Raw genomic sequence first — 19,063 nt, forward strand, 5'->3', positions numbered from 1 at the left:
AGGCTCTAGGACAGACTGTCTTTTTTGCACAGCTCTTAGGGCGGGTTCAGTTCCATCAAGATACAAAGCCCGTGAAGAAAGCGACTGAAAAATAGGGACCATCCGATGTGTTGCAAAACACGAGGGAGGGGCATCTTTTTTCCGAGCTTTTAGGGTGTGTTCAGTTCGAACCAAAACTAAGATAAGGGCTTATCGTTTTGCTTGTTGAAGCTTATTATTTATCATTATCAAATAAAAATCTAAGATTATAATAATCTTAGATCTTTTCCCCTTCTTCTTCTTTTTCTTTAGCAATTTGCTCTTTGATTTTGCGCTCCTCCTCTTCCTGAGCAAGCCTGTCCGCTTCGGCTTTAGCCAAAACTGCAGCTCTCTTAGCATCTGGGTCAGGATGGATTGCAACATTGCCAGAATCAATTTCTTCCAAAGCACGAAGAGTAGATTTTACAGATTGAAACTCTTGTGTCGGTTTAGCCCCAAATTCAAGCTCATGCGCACGCTTGGCCTGCAAAATACATAAGGAATATTTTGACGGTATTCTGTCCAATAAAGTATCGATAGAAGGTTTTAACATCATAAGGTTTTTCTCTTTTCTAAATTATCTGCTTAGTCTGGTTTCCTGAATCATATTCATATAATGCCCAATGACACGTTCAACACGGAAATGTTCCGTCTCAATAATACGTTTAACACGTTCTGCAGCCAAACTCACTTCGTCATTAACTACTGCATAGTCGTACTCACGCATCAGCGCAATTTCTTCTTTAGCTCTCTCAATACGCTTGGCAATACTTTCTTTGCTGTCTGTCCCTCGGTTGATGAGACGCTCCTGCAGCTGTCCAAGATCAGGCGGAGTCAGAAAAATAAAAACACCGTCAGGTACCTTTTTCTTAACCTGAAGAGCTCCCTGTACTTCAATTTCCAGAAAAACATCCACACCTCTGTCCAAGGTCTCATTGACATAAGTCAGGGGAGTGCCGTAGTAATTCCCAACATACTCTGCATATTCCAGCATCTGACCACTCTTAATCAGTTCTTCAAACTCTTCACGTGTACGAAAGAAATAATCAACACCCTCTACTTCTCCAGAGCGCTGCGGACGTGTCGTCATGGAAACAGAGTATTCAAACTTATGATCCGGTGTTGAAAAAATCTCTTGCCTTACCGTCCCTTTGCCAACACCGGAAGGGCCGGAAAAGACAATTAACAAGCCACGTTCAGCCATGTCACGCTCCTTAGAATTACTTTTACTTAGTGTATCAAAATTAAGAGTTTTTTTCAAGAAAATTTGCCAGACTGTTTGGCTGAGATTAGAAATCCTATAGTTACTCCTCTCTTCAATGAATATCTTTCGTCAAAAAATCATTCATTTCTCAGCCTGATGAAAAAACATGCGCTTTATTTATATAACAGCAGGCCTTTCACAAAAAATAATGGACTGACCTTTGTAAGCACAGCTCACAGAGACAGTCCAAATTTTTCCTTTATTTAGCATAATCAATTGCCCGCATTTCACGGATAACAGTGACTTTGATATTTCCAGGATAGTCCAAATTATTTTCAATTTTCTTGCGGACTTTATGTGATAAAAGTACTACCTGATCATCTGAGATTTTTTCAGGCTGAACCATAATTCGGATTTCACGGCCGGCTTGCAAAGCGTAGCTATTTTGCACACCGTCAAAACTTGTTGCAATCTCTTCCAAATCCCGTAGCCGCTTAATATAGTTTTCCATAGATTCATTGCGGGCACCGGGACGGGCAGAACTGAGAGCATCCGCAGCAGCAACAAGAACAGCAATTACACTCTTCGCTTCCACATCCCCATGGTGGCTGGCTATAGTGTTAATAACAACTGGATGTTCCTTATATTTACGGGCAAATTCTGTTCCAATCTCAACATGGCTGCCTTCAACCTCACGATCAAGGGCTTTCCCCATATCGTGCAAAAAACCAGCCCGACGGGCAAGATCAACATTTTCACCCAGTTCACCAGCTAAAATACCAGCTAATTTCCCTACTTCAACAGAATGCCGCAGAACATTCTGCCCATATGACGTACGAAATTGCAGCCGTCCCATAATCTTAATTAGGTCAGGATGGAGGTTAGGAGCTCCAATTTCATAAGCTGCCGCTTCACCATACTCACGAATCCGATTATCCATTTCCAGACGGTTTTTTTCGACTAATTCTTCAATACGAGCTGGGTGAATCCGACCGTCCTGAATAAGCGCTTCAAGAGTCATCCGTGCAATTTCGCGACGAATAGGATCAAAACCTGACAGCACAACCACTTCAGGAGTATCATCAATGATGACATCGATACCAGTCAAACTCTCAAGTGTCCTGATATTACGGCCCTCACGGCCGATGATTCGGCCCTTCATATTATCATCAGGCAAATGTACACTGGTAATCGTCTGTTCTGTCACATAATCGCCTGCCATACGCTGCATGGCTTGAGCCAAAATATTCTTGGCCGTTTTATCAGTGCGATCCTTAATTTCTCGCTCCGCTTCCTTAATTCGACTAGCAATATCATGTGATAATTTCTTTTCTGTTTCTGCCAGAATTATTGTACGAGCTTCTTCTTGGTCAAGCTCGGCAACTTTTTCAAGTTCCTCGTTTTTTTTCACTTCCAGGGCAGCAACTTGTTCTTCGCGCTCATCAATATTCCTAGATTTATCGGTTAGACTTTGTTCTCTACTATCCAGCAGTCTTTCTTTACCGGATAAATTTTCATCTTTACGGTCAAGAGAGGAAGCACGCTCTGTCAGGCGTGTCTCCATTTGCTTGAGCTCTTGTCTTTCAGACTTAAATTCTTTTTCAATTTCTTCTCGATATTTTCTAGCCTCTTCCTTTGCTTCTAAAAGTAATTCTTTTTTGTGAGCCTTACTTTCACGCTCTGCTGTTTGACGAATATGGTCAGCTTCTACTTCAGCCTGACTGCGCATATTTACAGCATCCTGTTCTGCATTCAAAAGAGTTAGTTCAGCAGCTTCTTTCGCAGACTTCAATCTGACAGAAATCAGCGCATAACCAGCAATTAAACCAATGAGGGCACAAACAAGTGCTAAAATAAGATTTAACATGTTTATACCTCTATCTATTTTTTTAGTTTTCTTATCAGAAAGCTATCTTTTAGTTTATCATAAAATAAGATTTTCGACAATTAAATTTGAAAAGCTTCTTCACTTTATGCTATGATTTAAATAGCTGAAAGTTCTAAAATGAAGTTAGCCACTTAGATGCAAAAAAACACCTCTATGTTACACTTGTAGTTGACGAAAACACAAGTAAAGGACATAGAGATGCAAGACCATTATACACCAACAGGCAAGCACTTGACAATAGCTGATCGCCGCTTGATTGAACGCTGGAAGCAAGAAGGGAAATCTAATCGTGAGATTGCAGGTCTCTTAGGCAAAGCTCCTCAAACGATAAACAACGAGATGAAACGTGGACTGGTCCTCCAACAGGTGCGTAAGGGGAAGTTTGAGAAGCTTTATAGGGCGGATAGAGCTCAGGAAGTGTATGAGATTAATCGAAAAAATAGCCGTAAAGCTGTTAGTCTCACGAAGAAAGTCAAGGAAACCATTGTCCACTACATCAAGCTGAAGTGGTCACCTGAGATGATTTCAAAACGTAAAGTCAACGTCCCACAATCCACCATATACTACTGGATGGACAAGGGGTACCTGGGGCTGACTAAGGCAGATAGGCTGTATCCAAGAAAAGGCAAATCCCCTAAGAAAACAGCCAGTCCTAATTTCATGCCTGTTGGAAAGTCGATTGAGGAGCGGCCTGAAGCGATCACTCAACGACTGGAGGCTGGGCATTATGAGATTGATACGGTTGTTCAGACACGGGCTAAAGCGCCTTGCTTTCTGACATTAACAGATCGAAAAACCAGGTATGAAATCATTCGTTACTTGCCCAGTAAGACAGCACAAGCCGTTAACGAAGCCTTGTCGAGCATTTTACAGGAATATCAGATCACGTCAATCACAGCTGATAATGGGGCAGAATTTGCTAGACTAAGCGAGATTTTTAGTGAAGAGAAGATCTACTATGCTCACCCTTATTGCTCTTGGGAAAGAGGCTCTAATGAGAATCACAACCGTCTTATTCGACGTTTCCTACCCAAGGGAAAAACAAGAGCGACCAGAAAACTGGCCACTCAGATTGAATGGTGGATAAACAATTATCCCAAACGAATATTAAACTACAAGACACCTAGAGAAATTGTATTCAGTGGCTAACTTCAACTTGAAATTTAGCATGATTTAAATAGCAGGAACTGCTGAAAAATTATGACAATAAAAGGTTAATCAAATGGTTTAACAAAATTAAAGAATCATTTTGAAATCCCTTTCGAAGAATGATTGCACCCTGCAATTTTTTGGCAGCCTGCCTTAGATCCTGATGGAATTGAACACGGCCTAAACGCTGTGAGAAAAAGACCGCCCTTCCTTGAGTCTTTAGTGACTCAGCGGTCGGACGCCTATTTTCTCTTTGCGTTCTTAACGGCCTTTGTATCTTAATGGAACTGAACACGGCCTAAAATCCTAGTGAAAAAGAGACGCAATTGTAGGAAGCGCAAGCTGACGTACGAGTGAGACTGCTCTGTGAGTATGCCTGTCATCGTGATGCCTAGCATCTTGTTAAACGACCCTAGCCGTAGCTGACTGAAGGCTTTGCCGTCTTCACAGCCGACCGCACCCTTCTAGTCATCTTGACAGGGGTGCGTCTGCGAAATCACAGATTTCGGACTTACCGCCATTTTCATACGGATTTTTTAACGGCCTTTGTATCTTAATGGAGGGGATGAAATGAAAGAAGATGTTGTTGTTGAAAGTTTTGAGCTTGACCATACGGCCGTCAAAGCTCCATATGTCCGCCATATTTCTGAGGAAACTGGGCCTAAAGGTGATGTGATCAGCAATTTTGATATCCGCTTTGTTCAGCCCAATGAAAATGCCATACCAACGGCCGGTTTACACACTATTGAGCATCTCTTGGCTAAACTTATCCGTCAAAGAATAGATGGAATGATTGACTGTTCGCCTTTTGGCTGCAGAACAGGCTTTCATCTTATCATGTGGGGGAGACATTCCAGTACAGATATTGCTAAGGTCATTAAAGCCAGCTTAGAAGAAATAGCACAAACAATAGCATGGGAGGATGTACCGGGAACCACCATCGAATCTTGCGGCAATTATAGAGATCATAGTCTTTTTTCAGCTAAAGAGTGGGCAAAATTAATTTTGGAAGCAGGCATTTCAGATGACCCATTTGAGCGTCGCCTTGTCTAAATGCGATTGCCCAATCTTAATGACGAATTGACTCAATTGTCAGCACTGTCCTAAAATTATTAACTTTATAAGAAGCACAAAGGTGTGTTATAACTAAATTTAGATTAATGAAAAACCGTTTGACTTAAACATGCTTAAGTCAAACGGTTTTTTAGTAAAGCAAAGAAACTCGAGGTATAGTCAAGTATTCATCGCCTAGCATATTTCTAAAAATCTAGGGCATCCGAGTAGCCTGAAGCATTGCCCACGAAGTAACCTGTCTTGCAGTTAATGGAAAAAAGATAAGTTCCATCTGGCTTATACATATTGTAATAGCCATTGCCGTTAATAATATTAACCGGTTCAAGAATATAGTCATTACCTGAGATATAGCCGCGTTCCTGTGAAGTTGCAACAATTTTTTCAAGCACCCCAGGATTAAAGGACCAAGCCTCATTGCTGCTATCTGCTACAGCTTCTGCACTGTAAGGAACACGTGAGCGCCCGCGGTCAAGTGTCGAACTGTCATAGCCCGAAATCCCAGAATGATCTGTCGCCGAATTGGCTTCACCAGACGGACTGTCACCAGCAGCAGATTGTCCCTGTGCATTGCTCCCGGCAGCTAACTGCTCACGCCCTGCAGCGATTACCTTTTGCAGCAACGTATCCAAGCTGGCATTACCGGTATTTAAGGTTTCACTGGATAAATCATCAAAATTCGCAGCGGCTTTAACAGCAGCAGACTCTACCTGCTTCCCGTCAGCAATAGCATCCGAAGTAAACTTGTCATTCACCGCCTGAATCGCCTTTATCTGGCGGCTTAGCTTATCATATTTACTTTTAGCATCTTCATAGTAATCCGTATCAGCTAATTGCTTGAGGGCTGTTTCCAGCTTAGAAAGATTCGCGAACTCACTGTTTTTAGGCAGGGTTTGCTTTTCGTCCGCAAAAAAAGACTGATATAAACTGTCAAAATCTTTAGCAGCCTGCTCAGCACTGTCTTTTGAACTTGAAGAAGACGAAGCTGATTTCTTGCTGTCTGAAGAAGAGGACGTTTTTGTCTGAGCATTCTGGCGGTTTAAATAGTTCATGCCAAAAGCAACCCCAAAAACAGCAAGAATCAAAATAAGCAAAGAACTCAATAAAACTTTTCTGTTTTTATAAAGCGGCGGATTTTCTTTAGCAGGTGAAGACGGAAGCTGCTCTGTATCGGAAACAGAGTCCGTTTCAGCTTCCGAACTGAGCAGAGGTTCTTCAGCAATAATTGTATCCTCTGTCACAGAATCAAATCCAGCTTTTTCAGAAATAGCAGAATAATCTGTACTTTCTGGTGCAGCAGTCTCTTCGTGAAGCAAACTGGACTGCTCCAACTCCTCACGCTGCTGTTTAATAAAATCATCAAGCGCTTCTGTATCCAAATTTTCGTATCTGGCAGCGATTGTATCAAATTTTTGAGAGGCCACTTCTTCAGGGTGCTGTTTGATGTATTTGTCTAAAACACCATCGTCTTCAGTTACTCCGGCTTTAATTTCTGAATCTTTGCGCACAGCTTCCCCGACAGTCATGTTCTGAGCCTTTTCAAAATCCAGCTTCGATTCTTCCTGTTCCTGCGGTTTCTTTTTATCCTCTGTCACCTTTTTCCTGCCTTTCTAAATCCGAGCGCGTTTAACTCGTTCCCCAAAAAACTGGTATAAATCAACTTTCAGTGTGCCATTGTAAAGTTTACGTTTCTTATCAGCCTGACCACCATATTTTTCTTCGAACTGCTCATCGCTTGTCAGAATAAATTTGCTCCATGTCTTCAGCGGAGCAAAGGTTTGACCCATCTCATTATACAAAATATTAACAGCTTTGTCATCCAGCAGTCGCTCGCCATAAGGGGGATTTGAGATGATAACACCGTTGATTTTATCAGTTTTCAGGTCTTGAAGACGCATTTGTTTCAGTTTGATGACATCTTCGAGCCCAGCAGCCGCGACATTTTTTCGGGCAATCTCAATCATTCGCTGATCAATATCAAAACCAGAAATATCGAGTTCAACCGTCCTGTCTATCTGCGCCTCAGCCTCATGCCGAAGCGCTGCTGTTAATTCCCGGTCAAACCAAGGCCATTCTTCAAAAGCAAAGCTGCGCTTAAGACCTGGAGCTATTTTCAGGCCAATCATAGCCGCTTCAATGCAGAAAGTTGCTGAACCGCAGGTAGGATCAATAAAAGGTTTATCAGGATACCAATTACTTAATTCAATTATAGCAGCTGCCATGTTTTCCTTAAGTGATGCACCACCCTTGTCAACACGGTAACCGCGCTTGAAAAGACTGTCTCCTGTTGTGTCAATCAGTATACTGACCTTATTTTTTAAAATAACCACTTCGATTCGAAACTCAGCGCCATTTTCCGGCAGAGGGACACCTTCCGGACGATGATAATGCTGCTGCAGCTTCTTGACAACCGCCTTTTTTGTGACAGCCTGCACACTTGGTTCATTATGAAGCTGTGATCTCACACATCTTGCTTTAGTTATAGGAAACTGTGACCCAAATGGCAGATAATTCTCCCAGTCAAGAGTAAACACCCCCTGGAACAGTTCCTCAAAGGTGACTGCCGAAAATTCACCAACCACGATTTTTACACGGTCCGCAGCCCTCAGCCATAGATTGCTTCTGACAATTGCTGCTTGATCTCCCTGAAAACGCACTTTGCCGTTTTCAACCTGACAGTCTATGTTTAAATTTCTGATTTCACGGCCGACAACAGCCTCAAGCCCGGCAGCTGCCGTAGCAATTAAATCAAAGCTTGCTTTCATCACTACCCTTTTCGTTTTTTTAATTTATCAAAATGAAATAAAAGCTAGCAAACGCTAGCTCAACCTATTATGCAATTTTCTATAAGCCATGTTTTGTTCCGAAAGCAGCTAGGCCCTGCTTTCTTCGATAATCATCTGTCTACTGTTTCCAGTCAGGATAGAGCGTTCGGTTTCCGCCTATCCCGTGCCCCTACCAAAGTTTGGGTTGCTAGCTTGAGGGGTTTACCTCGTTCCACTTTTTACGTTTCCGTAAAACTTCGTCACTGTGGCACTTTCAGGATTAGTCCGGCCTATCCTAAAGAAAGACTTAGCCGTTTTATCCGCCGTAACGCACTTCAGCACGTCCCTGGGCTTATTTTTTCGCCCAGCACAAACACTACCGGCAGTCACAGCCGGTGCTAGCATGGACTTTCCTCATAAGAGCAGTACTCCTATGCGATTATCCAAAAATTGCACTTATTTAATATCAACCAGTTTCTTATTCAACAATCTGTTTGCCAAATACTTCTTTTTCCAGTCTGCTGATACGCTTTAAAATATCAAAATTAGTTGCTGACTGCGCTACCCGTGTCTGTTCGGGAACTGGCGCCGACACTTTTGCAGCTGCCTGTGCCGGTGCTGGGTTTGCTGTTTTAGCCCGTGCCGCCGCCTGTTTCAGCTTTTCATTTTCTTCACGCAATTCCTGAATCTGTGCGATATAGGTTTCATAATCCTTGATAACGTCATCTAAAAACTCATCAACTTCTTTTCTATCATAACCGCGCATGCTGGTTCTAAATTCTTGTTCAAAAATGTCTTTAGGACTAAAAATAATACTTGCCATTCTACTCTCTCCAAACATCTCAATTCTTAAATAGCGAAAATTTAATTTAACTATTCATCGCTTCAATCATACCTAAAAAAATTTTAAAAATCAAGTATTTAGGTTTGTTTTCATGATTAAAAAATAGTTACTCTTTAATGTCCGCTGCATATCTTTCCTATTGTAAGCCTCAAAAAATGAGTAATCTCACAGCCGTTAAACAGATCAAGAGCAGGAAACCATCATCAGTCTTCCAGCAGCTCGTTCAGCCTGTCGAAAGTCAAAAAATGAACGGGATACTCTCTGCGTTTTTGCGTCTCTTCGACCAAATAATGCAGGTTGGTTTTCTGCTCACTGTCATAAAAAATATAAGCCCCGTCTGAATTGTCGAGCAGAAACTGATTGTACTGGCGGAACTGCCAAGGACCCTGATACTGCTCATAGCAGTATTTTAAGAAATCAGCTCCTTTAAATTTAACAAGCTTTTCCTGGTTGGCTGCATTCCAGTTTTCACCTTGATTTTGAAAAAGAAAGACACTGGCAATGCGGAACTCGTAGTCTTTTTGCAACTCTAAGGCCACCTCTAAAGCCCAAAATTCAAAACCAAGGTTCCCTGTAAAAATAAACCACTCAGTACCTTCCTCCAAATAGGCCTGCAAATCTTTTCTGATGGCTGTTTTTATAATTTCGATACGCTTATCCTTATCTTGGAAAATCCCTAATTCAAAGCTTTTATAGCCTGTTATAAGAATCGTATGCATAAAATATCATCCTTTTTAAAATTATGGTATAATAGTTTTGCTTTATATTATCCTATTTACTATACAGAATTAGGATATGAAGTTAGGAGGATTATGGTTAATTATCCGCATCCCCATCATCTCACTAGGAAAAAAAAGGCAGAGCAACCCGCTAAAAAGGTTAATTTTGCTAACCGCGGTATGTCTTTTGAGGCAGCAATTAATGCAACTAACAATTATTATTTGGCTCATTCAATTGCTGTGATTCATAAAAAGCCTACACCCATCCAAATAGTAAAAGTGGACTACCCTATGCGGAGCCGTGCCAAGATTGTTGAAGCCTACTTCAGGCAGCCATCAACAACTGATTATTCCGGTGTTTATAGGGGGCATTACATTGATTTTGAAGCCAAAGAAACCAGATTAAAGACGGCAATGCCTATGAAAAATTTTCATGCGCACCAGATTGAACACATGGCTAAGGTCTTAGAGCAGCAGGGAATCTGCTTTGTTCTGCTTCACTTTTCGTCATTAAAAGAAACTTATTTCTTGCCGGCCCAGGCTCTGATTGATTTTTATCAGATTGATCGCGGCACAAAATCAATGCCTCTTGATTATATCAAAAAGAAGGGTTACTGGATAGAGATGAATGCTTTGCCTCAGGTTCCTTATTTAGACATTATTGAAAATTATTTTTTAGGCGGTGATTACTATCAAAAAGATTCAGTTCAGAAGAAATAGTCAAAAACGGGCTAACAGAGAGCTAACGACCAAGGATAAAGTCCTCAGAATTGTGAAATATGCTGTCTTTGCTGCTCTCAGTTTAGCCCTTATCGGAATCGTTGTCGGCGGCCTTCTGTTTGCCTATTATATCAGCAGTACACCAGAACTTTCTGAAAGCAAACTCGAGTCTACCAATTCAAGTTTGGTCTATGATGTTAACAATAATCTCATTGCCGACTTAGGTTCTGAAAAACGGGAAAGTGTCACTGCTGACAGCATCCCGCTTAATCTGGTCAATGCGGTTACTTCTATTGAGGACAAACGCTTTTTTAAACACCGCGGAATTGACCTTTACCGAATTCTTGGTGCAGCCTGGAACAACATGATCAGAAGCAGCACTCAAGGGGGGTCAACACTTGATCAGCAGGTTATCAAATTAGGGTATTTCTCAACCAGCGAATCTGACCAAACCTTGAAACGTAAGGCACAGGAAGCTTGGCTGGCTTTGCAGATGGAGAAAAAATACACAAAAGAAGAGATCCTTACTTTTTACGTTAACAAGGTCTATATGGGCAATGGCAACTACGGGATGCTTACAGCTGCTAAATCCTACTATAACAAGGACTTGAAAGATCTGTCAATTGCCCAGATTGCTCTCTTAGCCGGTATTCCTCAGGCACCAAGTCAGTATGACCCGTACAGCGAACCGGAAGCAGCTCAGAAACGGCGCAATCTGGTCTTAAAAGAAATGTATGAAGATGGCAATATTACACAGGCGGAATATGATGAGGCAACGGCAACACCAGTCACAGACGGTCTGCAGGAACTTAAGGAAAATACAAATTATCCAAAATATATGGATAATTATCTTAAACAAGTCATTGAAGAGGTTAAAGAAACAACAGGGCAGGATATCTTTTCTGCTGGGATGAAAGTTTATACCAATGTTGATCCAAACGCTCAGCAGTACCTCTATGATATTTACAATACCGATACCCATGTCAATTACCCTGATGCTGAATTTCAGGTCGCATCAACTGTTATTGATGTGACCAATGGCAGGGTCATCGCTCAGCTGGGCGGACGGAATCAAGACAGCAATGTCTCTTTTGGAACAAATCAAGCTGTTCTGACCGATCGTGACTGGGGATCAACGATGAAACCGATCTCTGCTTACGCTCCGGCTATTGAGAGCAAAGCCTATACCTCAACCGGTCAGTCAACCAGTGATGCTGTTTATTACTGGCCCGGAACAACCACACAGCTTTATAACTGGGACCGGCAGTACTATGGGTCAATGTCCATCCAAACAGCAATTCAGCAGTCGCGTAATGTGCCTGCAGTTAAAGCACTGGAAGCAGCCGGTCTGGAAACAGCTCAGGAATTTCTAAGCGGATTGGGAATCAATTATCCCGAGATGGTATACTCAAATGCCATCTCCAGCAATACCAGTAGTTCTGATCAAAAATACGGAGCCAGCAGTGAAAAGATGGCAGCAGCTTATGCCGCTTTTGCTAATGGCGGAACCTATTACAAGCCGCAGTATGTCAATAAAATTGAATTTAATGACGGGACTTCTCAAAGTTATACAGCATCAGCCACACGTGCTATGGAAGAAACGACCGCCTATATGATGACTGATATGCTCAAAACTGTTTTAACTTACGGAACAGGGACTGAAGCAGCTATTTCAGGGATTTACCAAGCCGGTAAGACCGGAACATCTAACTATACAGATGAAGAACTGACAGAGATTGCTCAGGATAAGGGAATCAGTACATACAGCGTTGGAACAATGGCTCCTGACGAAAACTTCGTCGGTTATACAACTCAATACGCCATGGCTGTTTGGACAGGCTATAAAAATCGACTGACTCCTGTATACGGCGACGGACTCAATGTTGCTGCTCAGGTTTATCGGGCCATGATGCTTTATCTGGCTCAGTCTGGCAGCGGCAGTACTGATTGGACAATGCCTAGCGGTCTCTACCGAAGCGGTTCCTACTTGTATCTGAGCGGTTATACATCCAAAACTTACGAGTCTTCTTCCAGCTCAGTTTACAATAACATTTACGGTTCTTCAACTACTGAATCGGAATCACAGTCCAGCGATCAAAACAACGATGACAATATCGATGATAATTCAGAACAATCGTCTTCGCAAACGGAAAGCGATGAAAACAGTGATGAAGAGTGATGAAGACTTGTCTTTTAAAGTTGCTTATCTGTTCCTAACAGATATAAGACAAAATAACCCGATACTGGCCTAGGCCGGTATCGGGTTATTTTATGTCTAAAAAAGCGGAGTTGCGGCCCTGCAGTTAGTCCCTCTTACTGTGCAATAAAAGACAAATTTGACCAAAAATCAGGTTCACTCTGCCAGGGCCCCCATCGGATCCCAAGGAGCAAGCACAATTGGGTCGGACTCATATGCTGCGCGTTCCTGATCTGTCAAAAAATCCTTACGCACAACAATTTGGTAAGTGTATTCATCCATCCAAGCATCAGAAGCTACAAAATAGCCCTTATCGCCAACCTTATCTCCCCAGGAATTTTCAACCTTCCATTTAAGCGGGCGACCTTCTTCATCTAAATCAACACCCGCTAAAACCATAGCATGTGTCATCAGGCTCTCGCCATAATCCAGACGGCCAGCCTTATCTTGTTCAAAAGCAAGGTCCAAGGCAGATGAAAAATCATAGGCTGTTGTGGCAAGAATCCCTTTTTTCCTATCAGACAGCTGCCCGACATCAGAACCGAACCAGACCGTCTCTCCAGCCTTTAATTGGGCAAGGGCTAACTCCTTAAACCGCTTCATATCCAGATTAAGGTAGCGGACAGCACGGCCGCCAATGACATTGCCCAGCATTTCAACTGTATAAGACCGTCCATAGGGCTTATCTGCTGTTGGAGCATTAATGACCGAGACATACTGGCTTAAGTCTAAATCAATATATTTTTCGTAGAAATACTGCGGAGTAATCTTTTTCTCTGAGTGATACTGCCCTTCTTCATCGCGATAGGCAAAATCAAAGCTTCTCGGCGGCAGTCCCAAATTGACAGCTAAAAAATTAAAAACTTCTTGCAGTAATTCTTCTTTCTTTGCCTGAAGTACTGAAGCTTCTGCCCCCTGATCAAATAATCTGCGCAAAATCTGAGCATCTTGACGCAGCAATTTATTAAGGTACTGATTCATTTCTCTGCTGGCACTGGAAGACACTGACTCAGGATAGACTGACTTGGGCACAAGACCGTATTTCTCAAAAAGAGCAAGGACCATGTCCCATTGGCCGCCATCTTGCTGCGGCGTATCTAATAAGAATTTTACTTTACGGCTGTCCAGTTCCTGATCTGCTGTGGCTAAAATCTGCTCAAGAAACCAATTTGATTTTTCATACTTATCCCAGAAAAAGGTGTGAGCCTGTGAAAACTCAAAATGATCCAAATTGAAATCTTCAATCAATTTATGACGAAAAGTATTGAGAGCCGCGAACATCCAGCAGCGGCCCGAAGCTTTCTGATCAGCTACCTTATCTTTGGTTAAATCAATTGAAAAAGTATAGTCATTTTCAATTTCACTTTGCCGTGTAGTCAATGACTTGAGCAGACCATTATGTGTGATGGCATTCTCTGCAGCACGGAGTTTCGGATTAGCTTCATACTGAGCAAAAAGTTTATCTGTAAATGCTGTTTTTAATTCTGACATTCAAGTCTCCTTAATTCGATTAAGAGTCCCGCCGAAAATCGTTGTTAAAACCTTCCTGAAAGGATATTACCGATTTCGGGCAGACTGAATTATGCTTTTTATTATTATCCTGAAGAGAGTGCTTATCTTATTTCCAAAAATCATCAAAAATAGTGATAGGCAGATGACGTTTATGCATTGTTTTCTGCCACCAATTTTCAATCACTTCCTGCGCTGCCGGTGCGACAGACTTCCCTTCCAAATAATCGTCAATATCATTGTAAGTTACGCCCAGGGCAAGCTCATCAGCCAGACCGGGCCTGTTTTCTTCAAGATCTGCTGTCGGAACTTTGTCATAGAGTGCCTTATCGGCGCCCAGTTCTGCCAGAAGCTGCCGACCTTGGCGCTTATTCAAACGGTAAAGAGGCAGGATATCTGCACCGCCATCCCCGAATTTGGTAAAGAAACCCGTAAGATTTTCTGCTGCATGATCCGTGCCAATCACTGCGCCGGCATACTGACCCGCAATGGCATACTGCGTAATCATTCGCTGTCTGGCTTTAATATTGCCTTTGTTAAAATCCGATATCTGAACACCAGCCTCCTGTAAAGCGGCAACTTGCTGACTGACAGCTCCTTTTATATTAACCGTTAACGTTCGGTCCGGCTGAATAAAGCGCAAGGCTGCCTGAGCATCACTTTCATCTTGCTGAATACCATAAGGCAGCCGAACTGCAATAAACTGGTAGGCCGCATCTTTAGTTTCAGCGCGCAACTCCTCAGCGGCAAGCTGAGCCAAACGCCCGGCTAAAGTGGAATCCTGCCCTCCGGAAATTCCTAAAACATAGGTTTTTAAGAAGGGGTGCTTATACATATAAGCCTTTAAAAAATCAACAGACTTGCGGATTTCCTCTGAACCGTCAATGACCGCCTGCACACCAAGTTTTTTGATAATTGTTTCCTGTAAGGTCATAGATGTTCCCAGTCCTCCTTATTCTGGCAAATTATAAGTCGTTTTGCGTACACTGTCAATCAGATTCATTTTATTATCCCAAACATCCTGAGCCAGATCCACGGGATAGTCCTGCGGATTCAGTACACGTTTGTACTCATTCCACAAACCATCCAGTTCCTGTTTAGCATATTCTTTTATCTCTGCAAGACTAGGTAAATCATAAACCAGCTGTCCTTGTTTATAAATATCGACCAAGAGCGGGACAGCTTTAAAATTCTTTATCGTTTTATTAATATAGGTGTAGGTAGGGTGAAACATAGTAATCTCATCTAAACTGTTAACATCTGTATCCGCAAAAGTAATATAGTCCCCTTCAGATTTTCCTTTTTCATTACTAGTGATACGCCAGACCTGCTTTTTCCCGGGAGTTGATACTTTTTCAGCATTATTGGACAGTTTAATAGTGTCCTGCATTACACCATGCTCATCTTCAATTGAAACAATCTTATAAACAGCACCAAGAGCCGGCTGATCATAAGCCGTAATGAGTTTAGTACCGACCCCCCAAACATCAATCTTAGCCTTCTGCATTTTGAGGTTAAGGATGGTGTTTTCATCAAGGTCATTGGAAGCATAGATTTTTGCTTCGGTAAAACCGGCTGCATCCAGCTGTTTACGAACTTGCTTTGAGAGGTAAGCCAGGTCACCGGAATCCAGACGAACTCCCTTAAAGTGAATTTCATCTCCCATTTCCTGAGCAACACGTATAGCTGCAGGCACACCAATCTTCAAAGTATCATAAGTATCAACCAAAAAGACACAATCCTTATGGGTCTTAGCATAAGCTTTAAAAGCTTCATAATCATTGCCGTAAGCCTGTACAAGCGCATGGGCATGCGTACCTGACACAGGAATATCAAATAATTTTCCGGCTCGTACATTGCTGGTTGCATCCGCGCCGCCAATCACTGCAGCTCGAGTCCCCCAAATGGCCGCATCCAGCTCCTGAGCACGCCGGGTACCGAATTCTAAGAGCGGTTCATCCTCAATAACCGAACGAATACGGGCTGCTTTTGTGGCAACTAATGTCTGGAAATTGATAATATTTAAAAGCGCTGTTTCTACTAACTGGCATTGTGCTAAAGGACCTTCAACCTGCACAATCGGTTCATTGGCAAAAACCAAATCCCCTTCTAAAGCTGAGCGAATAGATAGATCCAATTTTAAATTCTTCAAGTATGCTAAAAAATCCTGAGGATAGCCCAGCCCCTCCAAATAGGCAATATCAGAAGCCGTAAAAGACAAATTTTCCAGATAATGTATCAGACGCTCCAAGCCTGCAAAAACGGCATAGCCGTTAGCAAAAGGCTCTTTTCGGAAGTAAGCCTCAAAAACTGCTTTTTTATTGTGAATTCCCTGCTCAAAATAAACCTGCATCATATTAATCTGATAAAGATCTGTATGCAAGGTTAAACTATCATCCGTGTACATAGACACCCCTCCATTAAGATACAAAGGCCGTAAAAACGCAAAGTAAAAATAGGAGCCTGACCGCCGAGTCACTAAAGACTCAAGGCAGGGCTATACTCACAGAGCACCACATTCGTATGTCAGCTTACGCTTCCTACGACTGCGTCTCTTTTTTACACAGTGTTTAGGCCATGTTCAATTTCAACAAGATGCAAAGACCGTGAAATCCAGCTCTCTCTTAACCCACTGTCAATGAATACGAAATAAGCTGTCGTATTGTGACTATTATAACATATTTCCACTATTTACACTTCACTTTTTTATAATCTGAAGAAGGCTTTGACTTTGCTGAAAATTCTTCTGCCGCAATAAAAAAGGGAGGCAGGGACAAAAGTCCTGCCACCCTTTTTAAACATATGAGTTTGGCGCAGCGATTGATTGGAAGCGGGACGGCAAATCATGTTATGACAATTACCGATTATTAACCCACACCCTTTTTTAATTATTCTGTTTTATTTTATGACGAATTCTTTCAGAGACTTCTGTTAAGAATGGGCAGCAATATACTGATAAGCCTGAATCCCGGCGGTAGCGCCGTCACCAACAGCAGTTGTAATTTGCCGTAAATCTTTCTGCCGGACATCACCAACAGCAAAAATTCCCGGACAGGCTGTCTGCATTTGTTCATCAGTAATAATCCAGCCTGCTTCGTCTGTAATTCCAAGATTTTTCACATAATCTGATACTGGGTCAAGCCCTACATAGACAAAAACACCGCCAAACTCATGATTGCTTATCTGACCGTTTTTAACATTCTTGACATCAACTGAGGTAACCTTATTACTGTCGCCTTTAATTTCTGTGACAACAGAATCCCAGATAAAGCTGACTTTGTCATTTGCAAAAGCACGTTCCTGCAAAACCTTCTGGGCACGCAGTTCATCACGGCGATGGATAATTGTAACGCTGTCTGCAAAACGGGTCAGGAACAGTCCTTCTTCGACCGCAGAATCACCGCCACCAACAACTAAAAGGTTCTGACCGCGGAAAAAAGCCCCATCACAAACCGCACAGTAAGAAACACCCCGGCTGCTGTAATCTTCTTCACCGGCAACACCAATCTGGCGATGTTTAGCACCTGTTGCAATAATAACTGTTTTGGCCTGATAGCTCTCATCAGACGTCTTAACGATTTTATAATCTCCTCGATCTTCAATCGCAGTAACAATTCCATAAAGATTTTCAACCCCTAATTTTTCCAGCGGTTCAAACATTTTCATGGATAACTCTGGTCCCGAAATCACATCAAAACCAGGATAATTTTCAATATCGGATGTATTGTTCATCTGCCCGCCAGGAGCTCCTTGCTCAAGAACAGCAACTTTTAAATTACTTCGGGCAGCATAAAGGGCAGCTGTCATGCCAGCAGGCCCAGAACCGATAATTAACGTATCGTACATAACCTCTCCTTTAACAAGATACAAAGGCCGTGAAAAGCTCACTGCAAAAATAGGAAAACTGACGAAGAGTCGCCAGACTCTAGGAAGTTTTATCTTTTTTGCAAAGAGCTTAGGCCGTGTTCAGTTACATTTTTGATTATCTGTTTTCTCATTTTATCAGCTGGCAGCAGCTTTTGCAATTATTATGATTTTATAATTAAAAGTACCGCCATAAAGGCAAAAGACAAAATCGGTGCTGTCATTACAGATATCATCAGTACTTCATACAAGAAAGCCTGCCTTTCTTTAGCTGTTCGATCCAGCTTACGCCAAGCACGCCAGCTTATCCAGCAGCAGCTGCCCAGCAAAACCAAGACTACTGCCATAAGCAGCCCCTGTAAATAAAGGCTGAAAATTTCTAATAACATCATTTAACTCCTTGCCTTTTTGGCTAAATTAAGTATCAATCTGTTTTACCGCATAAAAATAAAAGGACTGGCAAAACTCAGCTCCTTTTATTATAGCAGATTCTGCAAATTAAATATATTTGTGATGATTAGGAACCTGAAATTTTAAAACAGTTTATTAATGTTGGTAGAGGAATGAGCCAAACTGTTTTCAATCGTTACTTCATTTCAAAATAGTTAAGGCCATCTCTTGAAGATTGTACCATGGCATGGTGAGGGATATGAAATATCGCATACAGTGCTACAACATAATCTTGACAGAATGTCGTTAAACCAACACTTCCAGCTGTCCAGAGCAAGGTGTTTATTTTAACCATGCTTACAGGCATAAGACAAAGAATAACGAGAGGACACACTCCTAATAATAATGACGGTAAGACTGCAGAAAAAATAAACTTGTTCCTGCTGATTGGTCTACTGCAGATTGCAAATAGGGATAGGCGTTCAATCCCAATTACTCCAAAAGACTGATCGGGGGGTATGGCAGCAAATGTAAAACCTCATGTACAATCAGCAAAAAAAGTCCTAAAAGGCATCCCAAAATTATAAAATACCTATTAAAAGGAAATGTCCCATCATTTTGCAAATACCTTTTATATATATAAAATAAGCTACTAGTTAAAAATGAGATAACACTGGATAAAAAAATCTTTCTTTCCCAGTGTTTAATATGAAATGCTACCGAAC

At 41.9% G+C, this 19,063-nt stretch carries 16 protein-coding genes, 1 other RNA gene and 1 pseudogene; 4 read left to right on the forward strand and 14 right to left on the reverse strand.

The annotated features are described in order from the left end of the window. Positions 1-256: 256 nt before the first annotated feature. The 3 genes from rpoZ to DDV21_RS09170 form a co-directional block, all read right to left on the reverse strand. Complete coding sequence (gene rpoZ, locus DDV21_RS09155) at positions 257-574, reverse strand: DNA-directed RNA polymerase subunit omega (RefSeq protein ID WP_116878875.1); 318 nt, start codon at positions 572-574, stop codon at positions 257-259. Positions 575-595: 21 nt separating this feature from the next. After that, positions 596-1,222 (reverse strand): guanylate kinase, encoded by a 627-nt coding sequence (gene gmk / locus DDV21_RS09160; protein ID WP_116878876.1) that lies wholly within the window; start codon positions 1,220-1,222, stop codon positions 596-598. A gap of 259 nt (positions 1,223-1,481) precedes the next feature. Continuing rightward, positions 1,482-3,089 (reverse strand): ribonuclease Y, encoded by a 1,608-nt coding sequence (locus tag DDV21_RS09170; protein ID WP_116878878.1) that lies wholly within the window; start codon positions 3,087-3,089, stop codon positions 1,482-1,484. Between the two features lie 219 nt (positions 3,090-3,308). Here DDV21_RS09170 and DDV21_RS09175 point away from each other — a divergent pair, with 219 nt between their 5' ends. After that, the gene (locus tag DDV21_RS09175) at positions 3,309-4,259 is read left to right on the forward strand and encodes an IS30 family transposase (protein WP_116879182.1); all 951 of its coding nucleotides are present in this window, start codon (positions 3,309-3,311) and stop codon (positions 4,257-4,259) included. Positions 4,260-4,829: 570 nt separating this feature from the next. After that, complete coding sequence (locus DDV21_RS09180) at positions 4,830-5,312, forward strand: S-ribosylhomocysteine lyase (protein ID WP_116878979.1); 483 nt, start codon at positions 4,830-4,832, stop codon at positions 5,310-5,312. A gap of 206 nt (positions 5,313-5,518) precedes the next feature. On the opposite strand, the gene DDV21_RS09185 is transcribed toward DDV21_RS09180, so the two are convergent. From DDV21_RS09185 to DDV21_RS09205, 5 genes are all read right to left on the reverse strand, one after another. Then, positions 5,519-6,925: a cell division site-positioning protein MapZ family protein gene (locus DDV21_RS09185; RefSeq protein WP_116878978.1), complete on the reverse strand. Its 1,407-nt coding sequence runs from the start codon at positions 6,923-6,925 to the stop codon at positions 5,519-5,521. A gap of 15 nt (positions 6,926-6,940) precedes the next feature. After that, entirely contained in the window at positions 6,941-8,095 is a 1,155-nt protein-coding gene (locus tag DDV21_RS09190) for a THUMP domain-containing class I SAM-dependent RNA methyltransferase (RefSeq protein WP_116878977.1), read from the reverse strand. Between the two features lie 77 nt (positions 8,096-8,172). Continuing rightward, positions 8,173-8,546, reverse strand: an RNA gene (gene rnpB / locus DDV21_RS09195) — RNase P RNA component class B. A gap of 27 nt (positions 8,547-8,573) precedes the next feature. Then, positions 8,574-8,918 carry a cell division regulator GpsB gene (gene gpsB / locus DDV21_RS09200; protein WP_116878976.1) on the reverse strand — a complete coding sequence of 115 codons (345 nt, stop codon included), beginning with the start codon at positions 8,916-8,918 and terminating at the stop codon, positions 8,574-8,576. Positions 8,919-9,142: 224 nt separating this feature from the next. Then, positions 9,143-9,658, reverse strand: coding sequence for an SLOG family protein (locus DDV21_RS09205; protein WP_116878975.1), 516 nt, complete (start codon positions 9,656-9,658; stop codon positions 9,143-9,145). 93 nt (positions 9,659-9,751) lie between these two features. On the opposite strand from DDV21_RS09205, the gene recU reads away from it, so the two are divergent. Then, positions 9,752-10,378, forward strand: a complete 627-nt coding sequence (gene recU / locus DDV21_RS09210) for a Holliday junction resolvase RecU (RefSeq protein WP_116878974.1) — start codon at positions 9,752-9,754, stop codon at positions 10,376-10,378. A gap of 94 nt (positions 10,379-10,472) precedes the next feature. Next, positions 10,473-12,557 (forward strand): annotated as a pseudogene (gene pbp1a, locus DDV21_RS09215) (penicillin-binding protein PBP1A); the annotation flags it as partial. Between the two features lie 174 nt (positions 12,558-12,731). On the opposite strand, the gene pepC reads toward pbp1a, so the two are convergent. From pepC to DDV21_RS12080, 6 genes are all read right to left on the reverse strand, one after another. Continuing rightward, on the reverse strand, positions 12,732-14,066 hold the full coding sequence (pepC, locus tag DDV21_RS09220) for an aminopeptidase C (RefSeq protein WP_116878972.1): 1,335 nt from the start codon (positions 14,064-14,066) through the stop codon (positions 12,732-12,734). Between the two features lie 127 nt (positions 14,067-14,193). After that, on the reverse strand, positions 14,194-15,018 hold the full coding sequence (gene nadE, locus DDV21_RS09225; protein ID WP_116878971.1) for an ammonia-dependent NAD(+) synthetase: 825 nt from the start codon (positions 15,016-15,018) through the stop codon (positions 14,194-14,196). Positions 15,019-15,036: 18 nt separating this feature from the next. Beyond that, positions 15,037-16,491: a nicotinate phosphoribosyltransferase gene (locus DDV21_RS09230; protein WP_116878970.1), complete on the reverse strand. Its 1,455-nt coding sequence runs from the start codon at positions 16,489-16,491 to the stop codon at positions 15,037-15,039. 524 nt (positions 16,492-17,015) lie between these two features. Next, positions 17,016-17,930, reverse strand: coding sequence for a thioredoxin-disulfide reductase (gene trxB, locus DDV21_RS09235; RefSeq protein ID WP_116878969.1), 915 nt, complete (start codon positions 17,928-17,930; stop codon positions 17,016-17,018). A gap of 182 nt (positions 17,931-18,112) precedes the next feature. Continuing rightward, positions 18,113-18,337, reverse strand: coding sequence for a DUF4059 family protein (locus DDV21_RS09240; protein ID WP_116878968.1), 225 nt, complete (start codon positions 18,335-18,337; stop codon positions 18,113-18,115). A gap of 197 nt (positions 18,338-18,534) precedes the next feature. Further along, on the reverse strand, positions 18,535-18,858 hold the full coding sequence (locus tag DDV21_RS12080) for a metalloprotease family protein (protein ID WP_116878967.1): 324 nt from the start codon (positions 18,856-18,858) through the stop codon (positions 18,535-18,537). Positions 18,859-19,063 lie beyond the last annotated feature (205 nt).

The organism is Streptococcus chenjunshii, from assembly GCF_003086355.1.
Lineage (GTDB): Bacteria > Bacillota > Bacilli > Lactobacillales > Streptococcaceae > Streptococcus > Streptococcus chenjunshii.

What these genes read in the sequence shown, in the direction of transcription:
- rpoZ (WP_116878875.1), bottom strand. Translation starts at nt 574, where the DNA reads ATGATGTTAAAACCTTCTATCGATACTTTATTGGACAGAATACCGTCA.
- gmk (WP_116878876.1), bottom strand. Translation starts at nt 1,222, where the DNA reads ATGGCTGAACGTGGCTTGTTAATTGTCTTTTCCGGCCCTTCCGGTGTT.
- DDV21_RS09170 (WP_116878878.1), bottom strand. Translation starts at nt 3,089, where the DNA reads ATGTTAAATCTTATTTTAGCACTTGTTTGTGCCCTCATTGGTTTAATT.
- DDV21_RS09175 (WP_116879182.1), top strand. Translation starts at nt 3,309, where the DNA reads ATGCAAGACCATTATACACCAACAGGCAAGCACTTGACAATAGCTGAT.
- DDV21_RS09180 (WP_116878979.1), top strand. Translation starts at nt 4,830, where the DNA reads ATGAAAGAAGATGTTGTTGTTGAAAGTTTTGAGCTTGACCATACGGCC.
- DDV21_RS09190 (WP_116878977.1), bottom strand. Translation starts at nt 8,095, where the DNA reads ATGAAAGCAAGCTTTGATTTAATTGCTACGGCAGCTGCCGGGCTTGAG.
- gpsB (WP_116878976.1), bottom strand. Translation starts at nt 8,918, where the DNA reads ATGGCAAGTATTATTTTTAGTCCTAAAGACATTTTTGAACAAGAATTT.
- DDV21_RS09205 (WP_116878975.1), bottom strand. Translation starts at nt 9,658, where the DNA reads ATGCATACGATTCTTATAACAGGCTATAAAAGCTTTGAATTAGGGATT.
- recU (WP_116878974.1), top strand. Translation starts at nt 9,752, where the DNA reads ATGGTTAATTATCCGCATCCCCATCATCTCACTAGGAAAAAAAAGGCA.
- pepC (WP_116878972.1), bottom strand. Translation starts at nt 14,066, where the DNA reads ATGTCAGAATTAAAAACAGCATTTACAGATAAACTTTTTGCTCAGTAT.
- nadE (WP_116878971.1), bottom strand. Translation starts at nt 15,018, where the DNA reads ATGACCTTACAGGAAACAATTATCAAAAAACTTGGTGTGCAGGCGGTC.
- DDV21_RS09230 (WP_116878970.1), bottom strand. Translation starts at nt 16,491, where the DNA reads ATGTACACGGATGATAGTTTAACCTTGCATACAGATCTTTATCAGATT.
- trxB (WP_116878969.1), bottom strand. Translation starts at nt 17,930, where the DNA reads ATGTACGATACGTTAATTATCGGTTCTGGGCCTGCTGGCATGACAGCT.
- DDV21_RS09240 (WP_116878968.1), bottom strand. Translation starts at nt 18,337, where the DNA reads ATGTTATTAGAAATTTTCAGCCTTTATTTACAGGGGCTGCTTATGGCA.